The organism is Kitasatospora sp. NPDC088346 (genome assembly GCF_044740765.1).
Classification (GTDB): Bacteria; Actinomycetota; Actinomycetes; order Streptomycetales; family Streptomycetaceae; genus Kitasatospora.
Window position 1 is genome coordinate 95,428 of sequence record NZ_JBIURH010000002.1, and the last position, 23,411, is coordinate 118,838.

Sequence of the window (23,411 nt, forward strand, 5' to 3'; positions counted from 1 at the left end):
CCGACGAATCGGGCGGTGCGCCATGGGAGATGGTGGGGGAAAGTCATGGAGATGACCAGTACATTGCCGACACACGTTCGATATGCCGGAAAGGTCACTCGCCTGAGCGGGTCATTGTGACGTGTCCACGGCTATTTTCGTCGATTCCTGGGCGCCTTCCGTGGCCGCCGCCCGATCGGCCGCCAACGAAGCGGTGAGCCGGGTGATCAGGGTCTGGAAGTTGACCGCGTCGTAGTCGGTGAGCTGTTCGGGCGCGGGGTGGGAAAGAGGCATGACGGGGAGACTAGGACGGCGCCCTCAACGCCCGATAAACGAATGCGTTCCACTTAATGGCATGACCTCAACAACAAATCCTCCGGGCGGTGACGCACCGTCCAATCCACCGAATACCAACGGAGTTCACGGCCCGCGGTCGTTGACAGCCCCGGCCGATGCCGATCTAATGCGGTCGGGCTCCCGCCCGGGACGGACCGAGCGAGAGCGCAGGTGACCATGAGCACGGACGGCGACCCGCTCGCCCTGAGCGTCTCGCGGGCCAAGGCCCTGTACGACCGGGACCCGACCTGCCGCGCCCTGGGCATCTCGCTCGGCGACGTCGGACCGGGCCGGGCCGTCGTCCGGCTCCGGCTGACCGACACCATGGCCAACGGGCACGGCATCGCACACGGCGGCTTCGTCTTCCTGCTGGCCGACGCCGCGTTCTCGTTCGCCTGCAACACCCACGGACCGGTCACCGTCGCCCAGGGCGCGCAGGTCAGCTTCCTGCGGCCGGCCGCCGTCGGGGACGAGCTGACCGCCGAGGCCGTGGAGCGCACCCGCGCCGGGCGGCACGGGGTCTACGACGTCACCGTCCGGCAGGCCGACGGCACGGTGGTCGCGGAGTTCCGCGGCCAGAGCGTGATGCTCTCCGGGGAGTTGCGCCCCGGCTGACCGGAACCGGAACCGGACCGCACCCACCTGCCCGCAGGCCCGCCCGCACCCCGCTCAGTCGGACCGCCGCGGCCAGCGGGGCGCGCGCCCGAGCGCCGCCAGCAGCCGGTCCAGCTCGGTCGCGTCCACCGGCACCGCGGCCGGCGGACGGAACCCGGCGCCCGGCCGCAACCGGCGCGGCCCGTCCGGCACCTCCCGCTGCGCGATCACGGCGACCGCCCGCACCAGTTCGGGCTCGAAGTCGACCGGCCGCCCGAGCGCCGCCGCGACGTCCCAGCTGTGCACCAGGTAGTCCAGCAGATGGAAGGAGACCGCCTGCCGGGCCGGGAACGTCACCGTGTCCTTGATCCGGGGCAGCCAGAACTCCCGCTCCAGCACACCGGGTTCGCCGAAGGCGGCGACCACCCGGGCCGCCGACGCCCGGTAGTCGGCCGCCAGGCCGGCCCCGGAGGCGTGGAACTCCCACGGGCTCCGGTCCGCCCGCTCCCCCGCGGCCGCCGCCGCGAACCCGAGGTTCTCGGCGGTCATGTGCTCCACCAGCTGCCGCAGGTCCCACTGGGCGCAGGGGGTCGGCAGCTCCCACTGGTCGTCACGGACGGCGTCGACGGCGCGGACGCTGTGCCCCAGCGCCAGCCGGTGGAGTTCGAGCATCGCTCAGGCCTTTCTGCCGTACCGCTGCGCCCACCAGCGGCGGCCGGACTCGGGGAGGGTGGAGATCGGGTCGTAGCTCGGGTACCGGCGCTCCAGCGCGTCGTCCGCGCCGGTGGCGGCCCGGGCCTCGGGCTCGGTGCGGTAGTTCTTCGTCCAGTACGAGATGCCCCGCTCGCGGTCGTAGTCCACCACCTGGTGCACCCAGCGCTTGCCCACGTCGGGCACGTCGTTGACGATCCGGGGGGTGGCGTAGCCGGGCAGGTAGCCCATGATCCCCTCCTGGAGCCGCTGCGCCTCGTGGACGGCGACCCGCCAGTGCTCGGCGTTGGGGATCATGTCGCAGAGGTAGAAGTAGTACGGCAGGATGCCGGCCTCGCCCTGGAGCGCGAAGCAGAGGTCGAGCAGGTCCCGCACCGTGGCGTTCACCCCGCGCATCAGCACGCCCTGGTTGCGGACGTCGCGCACCCCGGCGTCCAGCAGCGCCCGGGCCGCCTCGGCCACCAGCGGGGTCACCGAGCCGACGTGGTTGGCGTGGGTGTGCACGGCCAGGTTGACGCCCCGACGGGCCGCGACCGAGGCCACCCGGGCCATCCCCGCGACGACCTCGGGCTGCAGCCAGTGCTGCGGCAGGCCGACCAGCGCCTTCGTGGCGAGCCGGACGTCGCGGACCGAGGAGAGCTCCAGCAGCCGCATCAGGAAGCCCTCCAGCTGCCGCCAGGGCACGTTGGCGACATCGCCGCCGGAGACCACCACGTCCCGGACGTGCGGCATCCGCTTGAGGTAGTCGAGCATCTGCTCCTGGCGGTCGGCCGGCCGCAGGACCAGCCGGGCCTTGGTGACCTGCGGGGTCGAGTTGCCGACCAGGTCCATCCGGGTGCAGTGGCCGCAGTACTGCGGGCAGGTGGACACCAGTTCCGCCAGCACCTTGGTGGGGTAGCGGTGGGTGAGCCCCTCCACCACCCACATCTCGGCCTCGTGCAGCGAGTCCCGCTCGGCCAGCGGGTGGCTGGGCCAGTGCGGGTCGCGGTCGGACCGCACCGGCAGCAGGTACCGCCGGAGCGGGTCGGCCAAAAACGCCTCGGTGAAGGCCCGCGGTTCGGTCCGGGCGGTGGGCGCCACGGTGTTCAGCATCTGCGGCGGGACCAGCATCGACATGGTGGCGAACCGGCGGCGGTCGACGGCCAGTTCCTCGTAGAACGGGTCGGTCAGCAGGTCGCCGACGACGGCCCGCAGCTGCGCGGGGTTCTTGACGCAGTGCGCCCGCTGCCACTGGGCGTCGCGCCACTGGGCGTCGGTGACGTCGCGCCAGCCCGGCAGCCGGCGCCAGTCCGGCTCGGCCAGCGGCGTCCGGACGTACTGGTACGGCTGCCGGGCGGTGTGGTCGTTCATCGGTCCGGGCTGTCCGGAGCGCCGGCGAACAGGGTGGCGAACCTGGTCCGCAGCTCGCGCTTGAGGACCTTGCCGGTGGGGCCGAGCGGGAAGTCGACGCCCTCGCGGGCGATGCGCACCGCGGCGAGGGCGGGCAGGCCGGCCGCGGCGAGCGCCTTGCCGGCCGCCGCCCGGACGGCCGCCGCGTCGACACCCTCCGCCTCGGCCTGCAACTGCACCACCGCGATGGGCAGTTGACCCGATCCGTCCGGGCCGGGGACGCCGACCACCGAGCAGTCCCGCACCAGGTCGGCGCAGTCGGCGAGCAGCACCTCCTCGACCGGCAGGCTGTACAGCGGGCCGTCCACGGTGTCGATCACGTCGACGGTCCGGTCCAGGTGGTAGAACCGGCCCTCGGCGTCCCGGCGGGCCACGTCCCCGGTGAGCCAGTAGCCCGCCAGCTCGAAGCTGCTGGTCAGCCGGGGGTTGTTCCAGTAGCCGGGGGTGCGGGAGGGGGTGACGACACCGAGCAGGCCGACCTCGCCGTCCGGCAGTTCGGTGCCGTCCTCCGCCAGCACGGCGGCCTTCAACACCACCTCCAGCGGCTTGCCGACGCAGCGGTCGTCGCGCTCGCTCTCCGGCGTGGTGACCTGGCCGAACAGCGCCATGCCCATCTCGGAGGAGCCGAGCCCGTCGACGAACTGCGAGCCGGGCAGGGCCGGTTGCTCGGCCCGCTCCTGCGGCAGCAGCCAGGGCCTGATCAGCCCGGCCGGCCGCTCGCCGAGCTGCACGAGCCGCCGGATGTGCCCGTAGTGCGCGGAGTCCCCGGTGTTGAACCAGGAGTGCACCGTGGCCGCCGCGGCGACCGGGAGCTCCCCGGTGGCCAGCTCGACGAAGGTGCGCGGGAAGGAGGCCACCATGGTCGGCCGGAACGCCGCCATCACCGGCTCCACGACGGCCCGCCGCCAGTCGCCCATCACCACGGTCGGCAGGCCCAGCAGGGTCGCGGTGAGGAAGTAGCTCAGGCCGCCCGCGTGGGTGTGCGGCATCAGCGACATCAGCCGGTCGTACGGCTCCGCGGGGAAGCGCACCATCCGGGGCTGCTTGCCGTCCCAGAACTGGCGGTGCGCGAGCATCGTCGACTTCGGGGTGCCGGTGGTGCCGGAGGAGTGGATCAGCGCCACCACGTCGTCAGCGGCGTGCCGGTACGGGTACTCCTCCGGCAGGGCGGCGGCCTCCGCGTCGAACGCCTGGACCTCGGCGGCCAGCGCGATGAACCGGGGGCGGCGCTGCGGGTCGGCCCGGTAGGCGGCGGCCAGCCGGGTCGGGTCGTCGGCGACGATGCCGACCACGCCGACGTGGTCGAGGTAGCGGACCATGACGTCCGGCCGCATCGCGTCGTTGATCAGGGCGGGCACCGCGCCGAGCGCGGTGAGCGCCAGGAAGTGCAGCAGCGGTTCGAGGCCCTCGGCGACCACGATGCCCACCGGTTCGCCGGGCCGCACGCCGTTCGCCCGGTACCACTTGGCGTACCGGTCCCGCAGCGCGGCCAGGTCGAGCAGGCTGTGGCCGCGCAGCACCACCTGGCCGCGGTGGTCGGTGTGGTGGCTGAAGGCGAACGGGACGGCCCGGTTCGGGTTGACCGCGAGGGCGCGGTCCAGGAAGTTGCCGGCACCCAGGTCGGGGTCGTCCATCAGCTGCTGCCGGGCGGCGAGCGGGGCTATCGAGCTGGTTTCGTGCATCGTGATCTCCCAACAGTACGGGGGCTTGCCGGAGTTCGGTGCAGGTACGGATTCAGGGACGGGCGCTCGACGGCGCCAGGAGCTCGGCCGCCACCCGGCGGCCGGAGCGGACGGCGCCCTCCATCAGGCCGAAGAACTCGGTACCGGTCTCGGTGCCGGCCCAGTGCACCCGGCCGTGCGGGACGGCCAGCCGCGGGCCGAGCTCGGTCCAGTCGCCCGGTCCGAGCAGTGCCGCGTAACAGCCCCGGCTGTACTCCTCGTTGACCCAGTCGGTGACGTGGCAGGCGAGCGGCGGCGGCAGCTGCGGGAACAGCCGGCCGGCCTGGGCGACGGCCTCCGCGCGCTGCCGCTCGGGCGTGAGCGCGGCGAAGCGGTGTGCCTCGGCGCCGGTGACGAAACCGGTGAGCACGCCCGCCCCGCCGTCCGGCGGCGAGTCGTCGACGGTCGACAGCAGCGGGCCCTCGGCGTTCACCGACCAGCCGGACAGGCCGTGCGCGCGCCAGTACGGCTCCGGGTACACCAGCTGCACCTTGACGGCGCAGCCGCGGGCCGTCCGCGTGCTGCTGCGGGGCGCGGCGAGCGCCGGGCGGTGCTCGATCGCGTCGGCGATCAGCGGCGGCAGTGCGAGGACGGCCGCGTCGGCGCGGACGGACCCGCCCGCGGAGTGCACGGTGACGCCCGCCGGATCCTGGTGGACCGCCCGGACGGGGGCCGAGAGCCGCACCCGGTCGCCCAGCCGCTCGGCGATCCGCTCGCAGAGCAGGTGCGCGCCGCCGGCCACCCGGTCCTGCTGGGCGCCGCCCTCGAAGGCGTTGAGGTAGCGGACGCCGCCGCCGGAGCGGAGGTAGAAGGCCATGTGCAGCACGGACACCTCGGCCGGGTCGGCCGCCATCATCTCGCCGAGGAACAGCGGGAAGAACAGCCGGGCGTCCGGGTGGGTGAGGTGCCGCTCGGCCCAGTCGGCCGCGGTGAGGGTGTCCAGCCGGGCGGCGTCCGGGGTGAGCCAGGGCGCGTCCACGCGTACGGCGGCGGTGAGTTCGTCGAGCAGGTCGAACATCCCGCCGAGGGCGACGGCGTTCAGCGGGGGGAAGCGCCCGGGCCGGGTGCCGTCGGCGGCGGCGCCGAGCGCGAAGCGGCTGTCCCCGACCAGCTCGGTCGGGGCGGTCTTCAGCCCGTACTCCTCGATCAGCGCGAGCAGCCCGGTGTGCCGTTCGCCCAGGTAGGCGGCGCCGGCGTCCACCCAGCTGCCGGGCGCGACCTCGACCCCGCGGATCCGGCCGCCGACCCGGTCACGGGCCTCCAGGACGGTGACGTCGGCGCCGCCGGACGCCAAGGCCGCGGCGGCGGTGAGCCCGGCCAGGCCGGCTCCGACCACGACCACCCGCATCAGAGCGCACCTGCGACCCTCGTGACGAGCGCGGCGGGGGTCGGGGCGGCCAGGAAGTCCTCGAAGGTCAGCTCGGCGCCGGACTCCCGGGCGACCGCGCTGAGCACCCGGGTGGCGATCAGCGAGTCGCCGCCGAGCGCGAAGAAGTCCGAGTCCGCGGCGATCCCGTCGGTCTCCAGGACCCGGGAGAAGATCGCGATTACCGTGTCAACGCCCATCGATGGCCTCCTCGACCAGGGGTGCGTTCCGGGTGGCGTGCTGCGGGGGCAGCGGCTGTTGCCGTTGTTGTTGCTGCTCGTAGTGGCGGTGCGAGCCCGCCCGGTCGATCTTGCCGCTGGCGGTGTGGACGAGCCGGGGCACGACCCTGATCCGTCCGGGCACCAGGTGGCCCGGCAGCCGGGCCGTCAGGTGGCCGCGCAGGGCGGTGTCCAGGGCGCCGGGGTCGGTGCGCCGGTCCGGGACGACGTAGGCGACCAGCACGGTGCGGCCGGCCAGGGTGACACCGGCGACCGCCGCCGCCTCGACCCCGGGGTGTGCGAGCAGATGGGCCTCGACCTCGGCCGGATCGACCCGGATGCCGCGCACCTTCAGCTCGTTGTCGAGCCGGCCGTGGTGCAGCAGCATCCCGTCGGGTGCGCGCTCGACCCGGTCGCCGGTCCGGAACCAGCGCTCCTCGCCGGTGCCGAACCTGGCCGCGGTAGCCTCCGGGAGGCCGTGGTAGCCCCGCGCGAGGGCGGGACCGCCGATCATCAACTCGCCGTCCGGGCCGATGCGTTCGAGCACGTGCGGCAGCGGCAGGCCGATCGGCACCCGGACGCTGTCGCGCCAGGGCCGCTCGAAGCGGGCGGCCCGCGGGCCGTGCAGGTCGACGGCGTGCGTGATGAGGGTGGTCTCGGTGCTGCCGTACGTGTTCACCAGCCGGATGCCGGAGGTGGCCAGCTCGCACCAGTCGGCCAGCCGGGCCGGGCTCGCGGCCTCGCCGCCGATCACCACCAGCCGGACGGAGGGCGGCAGTGCGAGCCCGTCCTCGGTCAGGTGGCGGACCAGTTCGTGCCAGTACGCGGTCGGCAGGTCCAGCACGGTGATCCGCTCGCGCTCGACCATCCGCAGGAAGCGCGGGAAGGAGCCGGTGTGGGCGTCGTCGTCGAAGACCAGCGAGGCGCCGGCGGTGAGGGCGGGGAGGATCTCCTCGAAGCAGGTGTCCCAGTTGAGCGAGGAGAACTGCAGCACCCGGTCGGTCGGGCGCAGGTCGAACAGCTCGCGGAGGGCGTGGACGACGGTGGCGATCGCCGCGCGCGGGGTGGCGACGGGTTTCGGGTTGCCGGTGGAGCCGGAGGTGAAGAGCAGGTAAGCCGGCCTTTCCAGGACGTCCGGGACGTCCGGGGCATCCGGGGTGCTTGGGGCGCCCGGATCGGCCGGCGCGAGCAGGTCGGAGAAGTCCACCGGCTCGACCCCTGGTTTTCCGGGCAGGATCGATTCTGCATCGACCACGCTCCGGCAGCCCGCCGCGGCGACCATCGCCCGTTGCCGGTCGGCCGGAAAGGCCGGGTCGATCGGGCAGTACGTGCCGTCCGCCGCCAGCACCCCGAGCAGCTGCGCCACCACACCGGGACAGCGGGAAGTTCGGACACCGACCACCCCGGGCCGGCGCCCCAGCCGCAGGGCCGACTCCTGGACCAGCTCGTTGAGCCGCCGATAGCTCAGCGGGCGCCCATTGTGGACCACCGCCGTCCGCCCGGAATGGCTCTCGACAATTTGCGTGAACGCGTCAATAAGGTCCAGGGCAACCGGACCGACACCACGAGTCCCTAAAATGACCGCTCCCCCAGCCTCCGCACAAGGCGCCAATGCGCCCGGCAATTCATGGACTGTACCGGCGGGATGGGGCGTCCACAACGGGTTGCAAGTTGCCAATCCACGCCTGAATTCACCTGCGGCGCAAGGGTGGTGGGCGAATTCGAGAACGGTCCGGCGCCGCTCTCTGACACTACGTCACCTCCGCAGGTCCGGTGCCGCGTCCGGGGCGGCGGAGGCAAAGTCCCGGGTGAATACGGCGTTTCCGGATACAGCGGATACAGCGGATACAGCGGGTACACCCGGCAATCCGCCGTGCCACCGTGACGGTTCCGCACAGCGGAGCGCCCCGCCCCCGGAACCGGGGACGGGGCGCTCGGACGGGCGGTGGGGTCAGGCGGCGGCCGACCCGACCGGGGCGGCCGGGCGCGGCCCGGGGCTGCCGGCGGCCCGCAGGAAGAGGAACAGGGTGGGTGCCAGATACGCCACCCAGACCGCCACCTGGAGCACCGAAGGGTCGGGCTGGAAGTTCAGCACGCCCTTGAGCAGGGTGCCGTACCAGCTGTCCTTGGGGATGGTGGAGCTGATGTCGAAGGCCAGCGAGTGCAGGCCCGGCAGCCAGCCGGCCTCCTGGAGGTCGTGCACGCCGTACGCCAGCACGCCGGCCGCGACGACCACCAGCATCGCGCCGGTCCAGGTGAAGAACTTCGCCAGGTTGATCCGCACCGCACCGCGGTAGAACAGCCAGCCCAGCACCACCGAGGTGAGCAGGCCCAGCAGCGCGCCGACCAACGGGCGGACGCCGTCACTGGTGGCCTGGACGGCCGTCCAGATGAACAGCGCGGTCTCCAGACCCTCCCGGCCCACCGCCAGGAAGGCGGTGCTCACCAGCGCGAAGGTGCCCATGGCGAGGGCCGCGTCCAGCTTGCCGTGCAGCTCGCTCTTCAGGTGCCGGGCGGTGCGGCGCATCCAGAAGACCATCCAGGTGACCAGGCCGACCGCGATGATCGACAGCGAGCCGCCCAGGGCCTCCTGCGCCTCGAAGGTCATCTGGGTCGAGCCGTACTGCAGCACCGCGCCGAAGGCCATGCTGAGCAGCACCGCCGCGGCGATGCCGGTCCAGACCGGGACCAGCCGGTCCCGGCGGCCGGTCTTGACCAGGTAGGCGATCAGGATGCACACGACGAGGCTGGCTTCGAGGCCCTCGCGCAGGCCGATCAGGTAGTTGCCGAACACGGCGCTCTCCTCGGGGGGTTGTACGGGGCGGGGCTCAGCCGAACAGGGCCTGGCCCCACCACTCGCCGGGCTTGCGGATTCCGGGCGGGCAGGCGAAGTGCGCCGAACCGACGTGCTGGATGTACTCGTTCAGCGCGTCGGACCCCGCCAGCCGCTGCTGGAGCGGTACGAACGCCTTGCGGGTGTCGCGCTGGTACGCGAGGAAGAACAGCCCCGCCTCCAGCCGGCCCAGACCGTCCGTGCCGTCCGTGAAGGAGAAGCCGCGGCGCAGGATCATCAGGCCGTCGTTGCTGTCCGGGTGCGCCAGGCGCACGTGGGAGTCGGCGGGCATCGCCTTCAGGTCCGGGGTGTCCCGCTCCTTCTGCCTGCCGAACGGGGCACCCTCGCGCTTGGTGCGCCCGAAGATGTCCTCCTGCTCCTTGAGCGGGGTGCGGTCCCAGGTCTCGATGTGCATCCGGATCCGGCGCGCCACCAGGTACGAGCCGCCGGTCATCCACTCCGGGCCCTCGCCGCCGGCCACCCAGACGTGCTGGCCGAGCGCGTCGGCGTCCGTGCCGGAGATGTTGTGGGTGCCGTCCTTGAACCCCATCAGGTTGCGCGGGGTCTGCGCGTCCGGGGTGGTCGAGGAGGTCTTGCCGAAGCCGAGCTGGGACCAGCGGACGTTGACCACGCCCATGCCGATCCGGGCCAGGTTGCGGATCGCGTGCACCGCCACCTGCGGGTCGTCGGCGCACGCCTGCACGCAGATGTCGCCGCCGCTGCGGTTCGGGTCCAGGTTGTCGTGCGGGAACTTGGGCAGGTCGATCAGGGCCTCGGGGCGCCGGGCCCCCAGGCCGAAGCGGTCCACGCCGTCCTTCTGGAACAGGCCCGGGCCGAACCCGACGGTCAGCGTCAGCCGCGAGGACGGCAGGCCGAGCGCCTCGCCGGTGTCGTCCGGCGGCGCCTCGGCCAGCCCGGTCGCCCCGGTGCCGACCTCGCGGCCGCCGGTCATCGCCGCGGCGGCCTTGGTCCACTCCTTGAGCATCTTCACCAGCGCGTCACGGTTGGTCGTGACCACGTCGAACGCCGCGAAGTGCAGGCGGTCCTGGACCGCCGTCGCGATGCCGGCCTGGTGCTCGCCGTAGAACGGGATGTCGGCGGCCTGCGCCGGGGCCGGGGCCGGGTCACCGCCCGTGTTCGCGGCGACGGCCACCGAACCGGCGGCGACGGCGCCCAGCGCCACCCCGGCGCCGGCCCAGCCGATGACGGCACGCCGGCTCACCGATCCCTGCGGCTCACCGCTCGGCGCGGCGGCCTGCCCGGGCTCACGGTCTCCGGTGGCTTCGGTGTTCATGACGGGGTCCTTCGCGCAGAGGGGGTGGGGGCACGGCTGCCGTGACGGCCCGGAGGCCGCCACGGCAGGGTAGCTGGCGGGGAGGGATCAGTTGACGACGACCGACGCGGCGAGCTTGGACAGCGGCTCGGCCAGCGCGTTCACCGCGTCCGCGAAGGTCTTGCGCTCGGCCGCGGTGACCTTGTCGTACGAGGTGTAGGTCTCGCCCTGCTTGTACTTGGCCAGCAGGGTCTGGATCGCGGCGAACTCGCCGTCCAGGGTCTTCGCCAGCTCGGCGTCCTTCTCGGCCGCGACCGGCTTCAGCAGGTCGTACGCCTTCTTCGCGCCCTCGACGTTGGCGGCGAAGTCGGAGAGGTCGGTGTGGCTGTAGCGGTCCTCCTCGCCGGTGACCTTGCCGGTGGCGACCTCGTCCAGCAGCTCCTTGGCGCCGTTCGCCATGCTGGTGGCGGTGATCTCCGCCTCCGGGATCTTCTTCTGCCAGTCCTTCAGGTCGGCGACCAGCTGGTCGGCGAGCTTCTTGTCGGCGTCGGTGATGGTGTTGTCCGCCCAGAGGGACTTCTCCAGCTTGTGCCAGCCGGTCCACTCCTGGCCGGGCTCCAGGCCGTCCTCGCGGGTGTCGGTCTTCGGGTCGACGTCGCCGAAGCTCTCGGCGACCGGCTCGGTGCGCTCCCAGCCGACGCGCGAGGCGGCGAACAGGCCCTTGGCCTTCTCGATGTCACCGGCGTTGACCGCGGCGGCGAACTGCTCCACCACCGGGATCGTCGCGTCGGCCTGCTCCTGCGCGTACTTGTGGTACGCCGCGACGGCGTCCTGGAGACGGCTGTCGGCCTTGGCCGTGGCGCCGCCGTCACCGGTCACGGTGATCTTCTGGCGGATGCCGTCGCCGGTCATGCCCGGCTTGCAGGCCACCTCGTAGCTGCCCGCCTTGATCTCCGCCGAGATGTCGACGTGGGTGCCCGGGCCGATGTTCTCGCGCTCGGTCACGATCTTGTCGCCGGCGGCGTAGACGTAGACCTCGGTCGACTTGGAACCCTTGTTGTGCACGGACAGCTTGACCTGACCGCTCGGGAAGGTGGTCTTCGACAGCTCGCAGGCCGTGTCGGAGGCGTTCACCTGGATCGCGTCCGAGGAGGCCGCGTCATCCTTCTTCGAGCAGCCGGCCAGGGCTGCGCCGACCACGGCGATCGAGAGCAGCGTGACGGCGGCGGAACGACGGGCTGACATGAGAACTCCACTGGCGAGGGTCGACAGGCTTGACATGCACAGGGCAGCAAAAAGGACGACCGGGCCCGGTGCTCGACCCCCCGGTCGTCCAGTTAGCTGAGGCATACCTTAGAAGCAGCTCAACGCGCCGTCCACACCGCCCCCGGCCATCGGCCGGGGTTTTTACCAATTCGTGGCCCGGTGCGGCACGGCCCGGCGGGCGCCGCGCAGCGCGCCCCGCGTACCACCGAACTCCCGCCCCGTGCCCAACCTTTGTGCCACCCAAGCCGCATGACGGTGCGCCACGGGACGGTGGGTGCGCGGCGGCAGGTCCACCCCGGCCCCAGCGCGCTGCGACCGGCGTCACAGCCCGGGGGGCCGCCGCGCCCCTAGGGTTGGCGCGGCGGACGGCCTCCGGGCCCGGGCGGGAGCCCGAGGTGCGGGTGCGGGTGCGGGTACGAGCCCGGGTTCGGGTTGCGGGTACGGGCGCGGGTTCAGGCGCGGGTTCAGGCGCGGGTTGCGGGTTCGGGTTCGGTGAAGGAGGCACGGTGGGAGCGCGAGAGCTGATCGGGCTGATCGTGGACGCGGGCAGCTTCGTCTGCTGGGACGAGCCGCTCGACGCACCCCCGGACGACCCCGCCTACCGGGCCGCGCTCGCCCGGGCCCGCGAACGGGCCGGCGGCCTGGACGAGGCCGTCACCACCGGCCGGGCCCTGCTGGCGGGACGTCCGGTGGCCCTGGTGGCCTCGGAGTTCGCGTTCCTCGGCGGCTCGATCGGCGTCGCCACGGCGGAACGGATCACCCGGGCCGTCGAACGGGCCACCGCCGAACGCCTGCCGCTGATCGCCCTGCCGGTCTCCGGCGGCACGCGGATGCAGGAGGGCGCCGCGGCGTTCCTGTGCATGGTGCGGGTCACCGCCGCCGTCCAGGCCCACCAGGCCGCCGGCCTGCCGTACCTCACCTACCTGCGCAACCCCACGATGGGCGGGGTCTTCGCCTCCTGGGGCACGCTCGGTCACCTGGTGCTCGCCGAACCGGGCGCCCGGCTCGGCTTCCTCGGCCCCCGGGTCTACGAACAGTTGCGCGGCGAACCGCTCCCGGCGGACGTCCAGCTCGCCGAGACGCTGGCCGCCCGCGGGCTGCTGGACGCCGTGGTGCCGCTGGAGCGGCTGCGGGACGTGCTCCGGCAGGCCCTGGACGTCCTGGCCCGGCCGCCGGGCACCGGGCCCGTACCGCCGGTGCCCACGCCCCGGGCCGAGGCCCCGGACCCGTGGGACGCCGTCCGCCGCACCCGCCGCCCGGACCGCCCCGGCGCCCGGCAGCTCCTGGACGGCGCCGCCGAGGGCCTGCTGTCGCCGGACGGCGCGGGCGCGCTGGTCCGGGCCCTGGTCAGGTTCGACGGCCGGCCCGCCGTGGTGGTCGGTCAGCAGCGCCAGGACGGCGCCGCCGCAAGGCCGTTCACGGCGGCCGACCTCCGGCTGGTACGGCGCTCCGCGCGGACGGCGGAGCAACTCGGGCTGCCGCTGGTGACGCTGGTGGACACCGCGGGCGCCGAACTCTCCGCCGCCGCCGAGCTGGACGGCATCGCGATCGAGATCGCCCGCTGCCTGACCACCCTGGTGGCGCTGCGCACGCCCGTCCTCGCCGTCCTGCTGGGTCAGGGCTCCGGCGGCGGCGCGCTCGCGCTGCTGCCCGCCGACCGGGTGCTGGCGGCCGAGCACGCGTGGCTCGCCCCGCTGCCGCCGGAGGGCGCCTCGGCGATCGTCCACCGCGACGGGGACCACGCCGCCGACCTGGCCCGCTCCCAGGGCATCGGCGCCACCGACCTGGCCGCCGTCGGCCTGGTCGACGAGGTGGTCGCCGAACTCCCGGACGCCGCCGAGGAACCCGCCGCCTTCTGCGCCCGCGTCGGCCACGCCGTGGCCGCCGCCCTCACCGACCTGACCGCCGTCCCGGCCGCCGAGCTCCTCGCGGCCCGCGCCCGCCGTCACCGCCGGCTCGGCTCCGCGCGGTAGCGGCACGGCGGTTGAGGCTCTCCGGTGCCTCCGGTGGCTCTCGGGCCGGACCGTCACCGTGGGAGTTCGGCGGGCTCGCCGGTGAAGGCGACGCGGCCGCGGCGCAGGAGGTGCACCACGACGCCCGGGTGGTCGAGCACCCGGGGGAGGGTCTGTTCGGCGAGGACGACGGTGCGGCCCTCGGCGGCGAGGTCGAGGACGGTGTGGTGCAGGCGCAGCAGGACGGCGGGGGCCAGGCCGCGGCCGGGTTCGTCCAGCAGCAGGAGGCGGGGGCGGGCGAGCAGGGCGCGGCCGAGGGCGACCAGTTGCTGCTGGCCGCCGGAGAGGGTGCCGGCGCGCCGGTGGAGCAGCGGGGCCAGTTCGGGGAAGCCCGCGTCGGCGGGACCGGGTCCGCCGAGGGCGAGCTGTTCGGCGACCGTGAGGGACTCGAAAACGGCCTGGTCGGACGGGACCAGGGCGGTGCCCAGCCGCGCCCTGCGGTGCGGGTCCAGGCCGGTGACGTCCCGGCCCTGGCAGTACACCCGGCCGGCCGCCGGGCGGACCGAGCCGGCCAGGGTGTGCAGCACGGTGCTGCGGCCCGAACCGTTGCGGCCGAGCAGCACGGTGACCCGGCCGGCCGGGCAGGCCAGGTCGATGCCGTGCAGGGCCTCCAGCAGGCCGTAGCGGACCCGGACGCCGCGCAGTTCGGCCCCGGCGTTCACGCGGTGCCCCACAGGCAGGTGACCCGGGGGTCGGCGAGCACGGCCCGGGCGGGGCCGGAGGTCACGATCCGTCCGGCGGCCAGGACGTAGACGGTGTCGGCGAGTTCGGCGACGAGTTCGGCGTCGTGCTCGACCAGCAGGACGGCCAGGCCGTCGGCCGCGAGGGCGCGCAGGACGGTGGCGAGGTGGCCGGTCTGGTCGGTGTCGAGGCCGGCGGTGGGTTCGTCGAGGAGCAGGACCCGGGGGTCGGCGGCCAGGGCCCGGGCGAGTTCGAGCAGGCGCAGCGCGCCGGCGGGGAGGTCGGCGGCGGGCCGGTCGGCGACGGCGTCCAGGCCCAGGAGGCGCAGGGCTCCGCGGGTGGCGCCGCGGGCGGCGTTCCGGCCGGGCGCGGGGAGGCCGAGGAGACCGCGGACGCCGCCTCCGGTGCGCTGTTCGGCGCCGACCCGGACGTTCTCGGCGACGGTCAGGCCGGGGAAGACGGCGGGCTGCTGGAAGGTGCGGGCGAGGCCGAGCCGGGCCCGGGCGTGGTCGGGCAGGCGGGTGATGTCGCGGCCGTCCAGCAGGACCCGGCCCTCGTCGGCCCGGGCGGCGCCGCCGAGGCAGTCGAACAGGGTGCTCTTGCCGGCGCCGTTGGGGCCGACGACGGCGGTGATCCGGCCGGGCGGCACGGCGAGGCCGACGCCGTCGACGGCGGTCGCCCCGCCGAACCGCCGCACCAGGCCGGCGGCGGTCAGTCCGGCGGTCACCGGGGGCCGCCGTCCGGCAGCCGGGCCCGGATCCGCCGGCCGAGCGGGGTGAGCGTGCGCGCGGGTGCGGCGCGGCGGGCGCGGGCGAGCCCGGCCAGGCCGCCGGGCAGGCGGCCGATCGCGACCGCCCCGGCGCCGACCACGACGGCGGAGACGCCGACGCCGGCCAGCGTGTCGAGGGCGGTGAGCGCGGCGGCCGCGGCGACCGCGCCGGCCGCGCTGTCCACCCCGGCGACCACGGCGGCGGCGAACCAGAGCAGCCCGCGGACGGGGTCGTAGGCGTTCGGGTCGAAGGACTGGCCGGCCAGGGTGGTCAGGGCGCCGCCGAGGGCGGCGACACCGGCGCCGGCCATGAAGAGCAGCAGCTTGAGCCGGGGCACGTCGACCCCGGCGGCGGAGGCGGCGGCCTGGTGGTCGGCGAGCGCGGTCAGGGCGCGGCCGAGGCGGCCCCGGTGCAGGTTGCGCACGAGCAGCAGGGCGGCGCCGAGCAGGACCAGTTCCAGCACGTACAGGGCCCGGTCGCCGCCGGGCAGCACGGCCCCGCCCGCGAGGTCCAGGCCGCTGGTGGCGTACGGCTGCTCGAAGACCAGGCGGCTGAGCGCGGTGCCGACGGCGAGGGTGGTCAGGGCGAGCGCGAGGCCGCGGCGGCGGATCGCGGGCCAGCCGGTGAGCAGGCCGAACGGGACGGCGGCGGCGACCGCGAGCAGCAGCGCGGGCACCGCGGGCAGGGCCGGCAGGCCGGGCACCCGGCCGGAGAGCAGCAGGGCGGTGCCGAGGCCGCCGATGCCCGCGTACCCGGCCTGGCCGAGCGAGACCTGCCCGCCGTAGCCGGTGACCACGACGGTGGAGAGCAGCACCAGGGCGAGCGCGGGCACGGCGAGGGCGTGCCGCAGGTCGTCGGCGCGGAACCAGAGGGGCAGCAGCAGCAGGAGCAGGCAGGCGGCCTTGGCGCCCGCGGGCGCGCTGCCGCGGCGCGGGACGGGGATGCCGCGGTCGGCGCCGAGCGCGCCGCGCCACGGCAGCAGGGCGGCGGCCAGCAGCGCCACCACGAACAGGTTGGCCTGCATCGCCTGGGCCAGCGGGAGGAGTTGGCCGGGCGGGCGCCAGCGGGTGAACTCGCTCTGCAGGACGCCGAGGACGAGACCGGTGGCGACCGCGACGGGCAGGCTGCGCAGCCGGGCGGCGACGGCCACCGCCATGGTCTCCAGGACGAGCAGCGGCAGCCCGTACGGGTCGAGCAGCAGGTACGGGGCGAGCAGCACGCCGACCAGCCCGGCGGTGAAGGAGCCGAAGGCCCAGCCGCCGGCCGACACCCGGTCGGCGTCGATGCCGGCGAGAGCGGCCAGCCGCCGGTTGTCGACGACGGCGCGCAGCCGGACGCCGAGGCCGGTGTGCCGGGTGACCAGGGCGACGGTGCCGGTGAGCAGCAGGACGCCGGCGAGCTGGGCGAGGGTGTCCAGGCGCAGCGGATGCCCGCCGGGGCGGGCGAGCACGGTGGCGGGGGCGAGGGCGGGCGCGTCGCCGAACGGGGTGGTGCCCCAGATCAGGACGGCGGCGCCGATCAGCAGGACGAACACGCCGACGGCGGCGACCAGGGTCTCGGCGGGGCCGGCGCCGCGCCGTTGCAGGGGGCGGAAGACCGCCAGTTCCAGCAGGACGCCGAGGGCGGGCGCGACCACCAGCAGGCAGCAGACGGCGGCGAGGCCGAGCGGCCAGTGCCGGACCACGACGAGTTCGCGCAGCAGGTAGGCGATGAGCATGGCCTGGGCGCCCTGGGCGAGGTTGAGGACGCCGGTGGCCCGGTAGGTGACGATCAGTCCGACGCCGCTGAGCGCGGCGGCGCTGCCGACGGCGAGCCCGGCGAGCAGGAGGTCGAGGGTGAGTCCGAGGGTGTCGGCCACCGGTCAGCCGTCCGTGGCGGGCGGCTCGGGGTCGCAGACCGGGCAGGGGGTGAGGCCGCGCTCGCGGACGACCGCCGGCCCGACCCGGGCGGCCTGCGGTTTGCCGGCCACCAGCGGGCAGCCGGGGCGGTGGTACAGCGTGCCCTGCGGGACGGCGAGCGGGGGTCCGTCGGCCGGTGCCGCGGCCTCGGCGGCCTCGGCGGTGAGCAGGGCGTAGAGCTGGTCCACCCGGCGGTCGGTGGGGCCGTCGGACGGCTGTCCGGAGCGGCGGCGGCCGAGCAGGACGGCGCCGGCCGTGAGGAGGGCGGCGCCGGGTGCGGTGCCGGAGGCGAGGTAGGGCAGTTGGCGGGCGGCGAGGTTCTCGCCGGACACGCCGTACCAGCCGAGCAGGCAGAGCAGGAGTCCGGCGACGAGGACCGGCCAGCCGGGGCGGTCGCGCAGCGTTCGGGCGGCGGTCCGCAGGTACGAGTGCGTCATGGGACCTTTCCCGGGGCGGTACTGGAGCATCCGATGTGCGTCGTACGACCGTCATATTGCGTTTTGTCCGGAGATCGTCCCTCATAGTGTCCCGTGCGGCACATCACGCCGCAGTCCGGACCGATCGGCCGGACAGCCAACCGAGCGACCGGGGCCTGCGGGGTGGACGGGCCCTCAGGTCGGGAAGAACGCGGTGAGAGAGCAATGCGCACCAGGCACACGGACCACCGGCCCGCAGTCGCCCCCGGCCCGCGGCCCCACCCGGACGGCGGCGGGCCGAACGCCCGGACGCCACGGACGGGTGCGGCCGTCCGGCTGACCGGCGCCGCACTCGCCGTCCTGCTGGCGGCGGGCTGCAGCAGCAGCAGTTCGAGCGGCGGCTCCAGCGGCAGCCCCGAGGTGTCCGTGTCGATCTCGGCGCCCGCCTCCGCCTCGGTGTCCATCGAGGTGTCGCCGTCCCCCTCCGGCAGCCTGCCCGCCGACGTGGCCGGGGCCACCACCCAGGTGACCGCCACCTGGGAGAAGTTCTTCGACCCGGGAACGGCGCTCGCCGACAAGGCGGCGCTGCTGCAGAACGGCGAACAGCTCGTCCCGGTGCTCCAGGGCTTCGCCGCCGACCCGCGGGTCGGCCAGGTGAAGGCCCAGGTGAGCAAGGTGGACTTCACCTCGTCGACCAACGCCACGGTGACGTACTCGCTGTCCCTGGACGGCGCGGTCGTCCAGCCCGAGGCCACCGGCCAGGCCGTCCTGGAGAACGGCACCTGGAAGGTCTCCACCTCCACCCTGTGCGGCCTGGTCGCCCTCTCCGGGAACACCTCGCCGGTGCCCGGGTGCAGCTGAGCCGTACCGGTCGGGCGGCGGCGGTCGGGCGGCGGCGCCCGGCGGCCGCCGCCCTCGCGCTGCTGCTCCTCCTGGCGACGGCCTGCGGCAGCCGGCTGCCGGAGAGCGCGTTCGGCACCGGGGGGCGCGGGCCGGACCTCGCCACCGACACCGGGGTGACGGCGCAGGAGGTCCGGGTCGGCATCATCACCTCGTTGACCAGTCCGGTCGGCGGCGAGGCGTTCGCCGGCCCGCGCTTCGGCGCCCTCGCCTTCTTCCGCGCCCTCGCCGACCGGGGCGGCCTGCACGGGCGCACGGTGCGGGTGCTGACCTGCGACGACGGTGGGAGCGGCCTCGGCAACCGGGACTGCGTCCACCGGCTGGTCGACCAGGAGAAGGTGTTCGCCCTGGTCGCCGGGAGCGTGCTGGACTACGCGGGCGCCCCCTACGTCGACGCGCGGCAGGTGCCCGACGTGGGCGGCCAGCCCATCGGCACGGCGTACGACCGCTGGCCGCACCTGTACAGCATCTACGGCTCCGCGGCGCCGCGGGACGGCCGCTCGGTCGGCTGGGACGGCGTGCTGTACCAGTCCACCGAGATCTACCGCTTCTTCAAGGAGCGGCTGGGCGCCCGCAGCGCCGCGGTGGTCTCCTACAACCAGGCCGACTCCGCCCGCTACGCCCGGCAGTTGGAGGAGGGGCTGCGGGCCGAGGGGTACCGGGTGCTGAGCCAGAGCGTGGACCTCGCGCTGCCGGGCTTCCAGACGGTCGCCGCGGCGCTGAAGGCCGACGGCACCCAGCTGGTCTTCGATGCCATGGACAGCCGGGGCAACGCCGCGCTCTGCCAGGCCCTGGACGCGGCCGGGGTACGGCTGACGGCCAAGGTCACCAACGTGCAGAACTGGTCCGAGGCGGTGCGCACCGACTACAAGGACTCCCCGAACTGCCGCAACAACCTGTGGGCCACCTCGGAGTCCCGCAACTACGAGGACACCGGGCACCCCTCGGTCGCCGAGTTCCGCGCGGCGATGGCCCGCTACTACCCGGAGCGCGAGGACCAGCTCTCCGCGTGGGAGCTGGAGGGCTGGGCGGCCGCCCGCTGGCTGACCGACGCGATGGACTCCTGCGGCACCGCGCTGACCCGGGCCTGCGTCGGACGGTTCATGAACCGCACCGAACCGTACGACGCGCACGGGCTGCTGGTGCCCACCGACTTCACCCCGCAGCCCCGGCCCACCGGCCCGACCCTCGCCTGTCTGAACGCCGCCCGCTGGCAGGACGACGCCTTCGACGGCCGCGGCGGCTGGGTCACCCAGGTCGCCGACCTGGCGAGCGCCTGCTACGACGTCCCGCAGCTCCCCTACCGACCGTGACGGAACGGTATCGGTTTGCCAACGTATGGGAGTTCCGTGCCGGAAGCGTGAACACGACGGCGCGGCTCTGGTTGACTCACCGGCCTGCCCACCCCTGCCGGAACGGAGCCTTCCACACCCATGCCCTCAGACATCCGCGCGGGCCACCGGCGCCTCGCCGCCCTCTCCGGCCTCGTCCTGGCCGCCGCCTTCGCCCTGACCGGCTGCGACCCGGACGCCGGTTCCACCGCCGTCACCCCGGCGGCCGCCCCGTCCAGCGCCGCGGCATCCCCCTCGCCGTCACCCTCGCCGTCACCCTCCGAGTCCCCGTCGCCGTCACCGTCACCGACGCCGTCCCCGAGCCCCACCCCGACCCCCGAGGCCACCACCCCGCCGCCCGCCGCACCCGCCGTCACCACCCCGGCCGCCGCCCGGCCCACCACCAAGGCGCCGACGCCCAAGACCACCACCAGGACCGCCGAACCGCCCAGCGACCCCGCCCCGGCCGGCGGCTGCGAGATCGTCTCCAACGCGGGCAACTGCTACAAGGCCGGACAGTTCTGCCGCGACGCCGACCTCGGCCGCAGCACCCACGACGCCAACGGCCGGATGCTCACCTGCCGCATGGTCAGCGGCAAGCCGCACTGGCAGGCCTGACCGACGGACGACCACGCCGTCCGGCCGCCGTCCGGCAAGCCATAGCATGACGCCGGACTCGATCGGCGGCCGGCGGACACCGGCCGCCTCGGAAACGGGGGCGCGGATGCGGTTCGGCCTGCTCGGAGCTCTGACGGTGCACGACGCGGACGGGCGCGAACGGGCGCTCGGCGCACCGAAGAACCGGGCGCTGCTGGCGGTCCTGCTGCTGCGGGCGAACCGGGCGGTGTCGCTGGACACCGTGAAGTCCGCACTGTGGGGCGAGCACCCGCCGGCCAGCGCGACCGCCTCCGTCCACAACCACGTGACCCGGCTGCGCCGCGCACTCGGCGAGGAGGGACCGGCCCGGCTGCGGGCGGAGCCACCCGGCTACCGGATCGAGGCCGGGGAGCACGAGGTGGACGCGCTGGTCTTCACCGGCCTGGTCGCCGCGGCGGACGCCGCCCGCCGCCGGGGCGACTGGGCGACCGTCGGCAGCCGGGCCCGCGCCGCCCTCGCCCTGTGGCGCGGCGACCCGCTGACCGGCATCGCGCTGGCCGAGCCCGCGGCGGCCCGGCTGGAACCGGAACTGGAACAGTGGCGGCAGTCACGGCTCCAGGCACTGGAGTGGCGCCTGGAGGCCGATCTGCGCGGCGGCGGGCACGAGGCCCTGGTCGCCGAGCTGACCGCGCTGACCGCCGAACACCCGCTGCGGGAGGGCTTCCACCGGCAGCTGATGCTGGCGCTGCACCGCTCCGGGCGCCAGGCCGAGGCGCTCGGGGTGTTCCAGCGGCTGCGCCGTCGGCTGGTGGCGGAGCTGGGCGTCGAGCCCGGCGCCGACGCCCGGGCCGCCCACCGGGAGATCCTCGCCCCGCCCGAGGCCGATCCGGCGGCCACCTTCGAGGCGAGTCCGACGGGCGCGTCCGGCACCCCGGCACAACTCCACAGGGACGTAGCCGACTTCACCGGACGACGGGACCAACTGGAGCGGCTGGCCGCCCTGCTGGCCCCCGACCGCACACCCGGGCCGGGGACGCTGCGGGTGGTGGCCGTCAGCGGCCCCGGCGGGATCGGCAAGACCACCCTGGCCGTCCGCACCGCGCACCGGGTCGCCGACGGCTTCCCGGACGGGCAGCTCCACGTCGACCTGCGCGGCGTCCACCACGCCCCCGCCGAGCCCGGCGAGGTGCTGGCCGGCTTCCTGCGCGACCTGGGCACGCCCGAGCACGAGATCCCGCTCACCGAGGACGCCCGCGCCGCCCGCTACCGCAGCCTGCTGGCCGACCGCCGGGTCCTCGTCGTGCTGGACAACGCCCGGGACGCCGCCCAGGTCCGTCCGCTGCTGCCGGGCTCGGCCGGCTGCGCCGCCCTGGTCACCGCCCGGCGCAGGCTGCCGGGCCTGGCCGGGGCCGTCCACCTCGACCTGACCACCCTCGGCGACCGGGACGCGCACGAGCTCTTCGTCACCGTCGCCGGACGCAGGCGGGCGGCCGCCGAACCGGAGGCCACCGCCGAGGTGGTACGCCACTGCGCGGGACTCCCGCTCGCCCTGCGGATCGCCGCCGCCCGTCTGGCCGGGCGCCCGTCCTGGCGGGTGGCCACCCTCGCCGACCGGCTCGCCGACCACACCCGCCGGCTGGACGAACTACGGGTCGAGGACCTCGCCGTCCGCGCCAGCTTCCTGATGAGCTACGCCCAACTCCCCTCCCCCGAGGGCCCGGAGGACCTCGCACCGGCCCGCGCCTTCCGGCTGCTCGGGCTGGCGCCCGGCGCGGACATCGGCCTGCGGGCCGCCGCCGCGCTGCTGGACCGCCCGCCCGGCCACACCGAACAGGTGCTGGAACACCTGGTGGACGCCTGCCTGCTCGACAGCACCGGCCCGGACCGCTACCAACTGCACGACCTGCTGCGGGACTTCGCCGCCGAGCGGGCCGAGGCCGAGGAGAGCCCGGAGGCCCGCCGGGAGGCCGTCGGCCGGATCGTCCGCTGGTACCTCGACAGCCTCGTCGAGGCCGACGCCGCGCTCTACCCCGGCCGCGGCCGCCCGGAGCGCCTGCCCGAGGACCCCTCGTACCGACCGCACGGCTTCGCCGGGCGCACCGACGCGCTGCGCTGGTGCGACACCGAGCGGGTCAACCTCGTCCGTGCCACCTCGGCCGCCTCGGCGTACGGGTTCCACCAGGTCGCCTGGCGGATCCCCGGGCACGGCTGGTCGTACTTCAACCTCCGGAGCCTGTGGCAGGACTGGCTGACCACCACCGAGGCCGGCCTCGACAGCGCCCGCAGCGCGGGCGACCGGGCCGGCGAGTCGACCATGCTCACCTGCCGGGGCGCCGCGTTCATGCAGCTCGGGCACTGGGCGCAGGCGCAGGAGCACATGGAGGCCTCGCTGGTGATCCGGGAGGAGACCGGTGAGATCTCCGGGCAGATGACCACCACCAACACCCTCGGCATCGTCCTGCAGATCCAGAACCGGCACGCGGAGGCACGGGAGTTCTTCCGGCGGGCACTGCGCTTCGCCGGGCCACCGGAGCTGCGCAAGCACGAGACGACCGTCCTGAACAACCTCGGCCGCGCCGAACTGGAACTCGGCAACCACGCCGAGGCCCGGCAACACCTCGAACGCTCGCTGGAGCTCAGCGAGGAGTTCGGTGACATCGCCGCCGACGCCGAGACGATGATCTCGCTCGGGGTGGCGCACGTGCGGCTGGGCGACCCCGCCTCGGCCGTGCCGCTGATCAGGTCCGCCCTCGACCTCGCCGCGGCCGCCGGCGCCCTGTTCACCGGAGTCGTCGGCCACGCCCAGTTGGCGATCGCCCTCGCCGGAACCGGGCAGCGGGAGGCCGCCGAGGAGGCGTACGAGCGGGCCGCTGCCGCCGCGGCCGGCCTGAGCGGCGCCCAGGTGCTCACCGCCGGCGCGGTGGTGGACGCCGCGGCGGCCGTCCTGGGCCGCACGCCCCGTCCGGGCGCGGGCTGAACGCGGACTGAGCACCGGGCCGGCCGGGCCGGGGGCACCCGCGCCGAGACCCCCGTCCCCTGCGCGGACACCGCCCGCCCCCTCCCTGCCGATCCCCCTCGGCCTGCCCCGCCCGTCCCCCGTCCCCGCTCAGGTCCAGATCG

Annotated in this window: 20 protein-coding genes; 6 read left to right on the forward strand and 14 right to left on the reverse strand. The window is 74.9% G+C overall.

Annotated elements, in window-relative coordinates; all coding sequences use genetic code 11:
- Nucleotides 1–111: 111 nt before the first annotated feature.
- On the reverse strand, nucleotides 112–273 hold the full coding sequence (locus ACIOFR_RS04090; RefSeq protein ID WP_400992246.1) for a hypothetical protein: 162 nt from the start codon (nucleotides 271–273) through the stop codon (nucleotides 112–114).
- 219 nt (nucleotides 274–492) lie between these two features.
- On the opposite strand from ACIOFR_RS04090, the gene paaI reads away from it, so the two are divergent.
- Entirely contained in the window at nucleotides 493–930 is a 438-nt protein-coding gene (gene paaI / locus ACIOFR_RS04095) for a hydroxyphenylacetyl-CoA thioesterase PaaI (protein ID WP_400992810.1), read from the forward strand.
- Nucleotides 931–984: 54 nt separating this feature from the next.
- On the opposite strand, the gene ACIOFR_RS04100 is transcribed toward paaI, so the two are convergent.
- The 9 genes from ACIOFR_RS04100 to efeO form a co-directional block, all read right to left on the reverse strand.
- The gene (locus ACIOFR_RS04100) at nucleotides 985–1,581 is read right to left on the reverse strand and encodes a TIGR03086 family metal-binding protein (RefSeq protein WP_400992248.1); all 597 of its coding nucleotides are present in this window, start codon (nucleotides 1,579–1,581) and stop codon (nucleotides 985–987) included.
- A gap of 3 nt (nucleotides 1,582–1,584) precedes the next feature.
- Nucleotides 1,585–2,970 (reverse strand): KamA family radical SAM protein, encoded by a 1,386-nt coding sequence (locus ACIOFR_RS04105; RefSeq protein WP_400992249.1) that lies wholly within the window; start codon nucleotides 2,968–2,970, stop codon nucleotides 1,585–1,587.
- Nucleotides 2,967–4,691: a class I adenylate-forming enzyme family protein gene (locus tag ACIOFR_RS04110; RefSeq protein ID WP_400992250.1), complete on the reverse strand. Its 1,725-nt coding sequence runs from the start codon at nucleotides 4,689–4,691 to the stop codon at nucleotides 2,967–2,969. The genes ACIOFR_RS04105 and ACIOFR_RS04110 overlap by 4 nt, the downstream gene beginning before the upstream one ends.
- A gap of 52 nt (nucleotides 4,692–4,743) precedes the next feature.
- Nucleotides 4,744–6,078, reverse strand: coding sequence for a flavin monoamine oxidase family protein (locus ACIOFR_RS04115; RefSeq protein WP_400992252.1), 1,335 nt, complete (start codon nucleotides 6,076–6,078; stop codon nucleotides 4,744–4,746).
- The gene (locus tag ACIOFR_RS04120) at nucleotides 6,078–6,296 is read right to left on the reverse strand and encodes a phosphopantetheine-binding protein (RefSeq protein ID WP_400992254.1); all 219 of its coding nucleotides are present in this window, start codon (nucleotides 6,294–6,296) and stop codon (nucleotides 6,078–6,080) included. Before ACIOFR_RS04120 ends, ACIOFR_RS04115 begins: the two co-directional genes overlap by 1 nt.
- Nucleotides 6,286–7,992 (reverse strand): amino acid adenylation domain-containing protein, encoded by a 1,707-nt coding sequence (locus tag ACIOFR_RS04125; RefSeq protein WP_400992256.1) that lies wholly within the window; start codon nucleotides 7,990–7,992, stop codon nucleotides 6,286–6,288. Before ACIOFR_RS04125 ends, ACIOFR_RS04120 begins: the two co-directional genes overlap by 11 nt.
- 273 nt (nucleotides 7,993–8,265) lie before the next feature.
- Entirely contained in the window at nucleotides 8,266–9,108 is an 843-nt protein-coding gene (gene efeU, locus ACIOFR_RS04130) for an iron uptake transporter permease EfeU (protein WP_400992257.1), read from the reverse strand.
- A gap of 34 nt (nucleotides 9,109–9,142) precedes the next feature.
- On the reverse strand, nucleotides 9,143–10,441 hold the full coding sequence (efeB, locus tag ACIOFR_RS04135; protein ID WP_400992259.1) for an iron uptake transporter deferrochelatase/peroxidase subunit: 1,299 nt from the start codon (nucleotides 10,439–10,441) through the stop codon (nucleotides 9,143–9,145).
- A gap of 87 nt (nucleotides 10,442–10,528) precedes the next feature.
- The gene (gene efeO, locus ACIOFR_RS04140) at nucleotides 10,529–11,665 is read right to left on the reverse strand and encodes an iron uptake system protein EfeO (RefSeq protein WP_400992260.1); all 1,137 of its coding nucleotides are present in this window, start codon (nucleotides 11,663–11,665) and stop codon (nucleotides 10,529–10,531) included.
- 527 nt (nucleotides 11,666–12,192) lie between these two features.
- On the opposite strand from efeO, the gene ACIOFR_RS04145 reads away from it, so the two are divergent.
- Nucleotides 12,193–13,659, forward strand: a complete 1,467-nt coding sequence (locus tag ACIOFR_RS04145; protein ID WP_400992262.1) for a carboxyl transferase domain-containing protein — start codon at nucleotides 12,193–12,195, stop codon at nucleotides 13,657–13,659.
- Between the two features lie 53 nt (nucleotides 13,660–13,712).
- Here ACIOFR_RS04145 and ACIOFR_RS04150 read toward each other — a convergent pair whose 3' ends face one another.
- Genes ACIOFR_RS04150 through ACIOFR_RS04165 form a run of 4 tightly spaced genes read right to left on the reverse strand, consistent with a single transcriptional unit; the run spans nucleotide 13,713 to nucleotide 17,484 of the window.
- Entirely contained in the window at nucleotides 13,713–14,360 is a 648-nt protein-coding gene (locus tag ACIOFR_RS04150; protein ID WP_400992264.1) for an ATP-binding cassette domain-containing protein, read from the reverse strand.
- Nucleotides 14,357–15,106 carry an ABC transporter ATP-binding protein gene (locus ACIOFR_RS04155; protein ID WP_400992265.1) on the reverse strand — a complete coding sequence of 250 codons (750 nt, stop codon included), beginning with the start codon at nucleotides 15,104–15,106 and terminating at the stop codon, nucleotides 14,357–14,359. Before ACIOFR_RS04155 ends, ACIOFR_RS04150 begins: the two co-directional genes overlap by 4 nt.
- A complete protein-coding gene (locus tag ACIOFR_RS04160) occupies nucleotides 15,103–17,007 on the reverse strand; it encodes an ABC transporter permease (RefSeq protein WP_400992266.1) in 1,905 nt (634 codons plus the stop codon). Before ACIOFR_RS04160 ends, ACIOFR_RS04155 begins: the two co-directional genes overlap by 4 nt.
- A gap of 3 nt (nucleotides 17,008–17,010) precedes the next feature.
- Nucleotides 17,011–17,484, reverse strand: coding sequence for a hypothetical protein (locus ACIOFR_RS04165; RefSeq protein WP_400992267.1), 474 nt, complete (start codon nucleotides 17,482–17,484; stop codon nucleotides 17,011–17,013).
- A 204-nt stretch (nucleotides 17,485–17,688) separates the two neighbouring features.
- Here ACIOFR_RS04165 and ACIOFR_RS04170 point away from each other — a divergent pair, with 204 nt between their 5' ends.
- The 4 genes from ACIOFR_RS04170 to ACIOFR_RS04185 all read left to right on the forward strand — a co-directional run bounded on the left by ACIOFR_RS04170 (nucleotide 17,689) and on the right by ACIOFR_RS04185 (nucleotide 23,268).
- Entirely contained in the window at nucleotides 17,689–18,324 is a 636-nt protein-coding gene (locus ACIOFR_RS04170; RefSeq protein ID WP_400992269.1) for a hypothetical protein, read from the forward strand.
- Entirely contained in the window at nucleotides 18,321–19,676 is a 1,356-nt protein-coding gene (locus ACIOFR_RS04175; protein WP_400992811.1) for an ABC transporter substrate-binding protein, read from the forward strand. Before ACIOFR_RS04170 ends, ACIOFR_RS04175 begins: the two co-directional genes overlap by 4 nt.
- Nucleotides 19,677–19,796: 120 nt before the next feature.
- Nucleotides 19,797–20,312 (forward strand): hypothetical protein, encoded by a 516-nt coding sequence (locus ACIOFR_RS04180; RefSeq protein ID WP_400992270.1) that lies wholly within the window; start codon nucleotides 19,797–19,799, stop codon nucleotides 20,310–20,312.
- A 106-nt stretch (nucleotides 20,313–20,418) separates the two neighbouring features.
- The gene (locus ACIOFR_RS04185) at nucleotides 20,419–23,268 is read left to right on the forward strand and encodes an AfsR/SARP family transcriptional regulator (RefSeq protein WP_400992272.1); all 2,850 of its coding nucleotides are present in this window, start codon (nucleotides 20,419–20,421) and stop codon (nucleotides 23,266–23,268) included.
- Nucleotides 23,269–23,411: the final 143 nt, after the last annotated feature.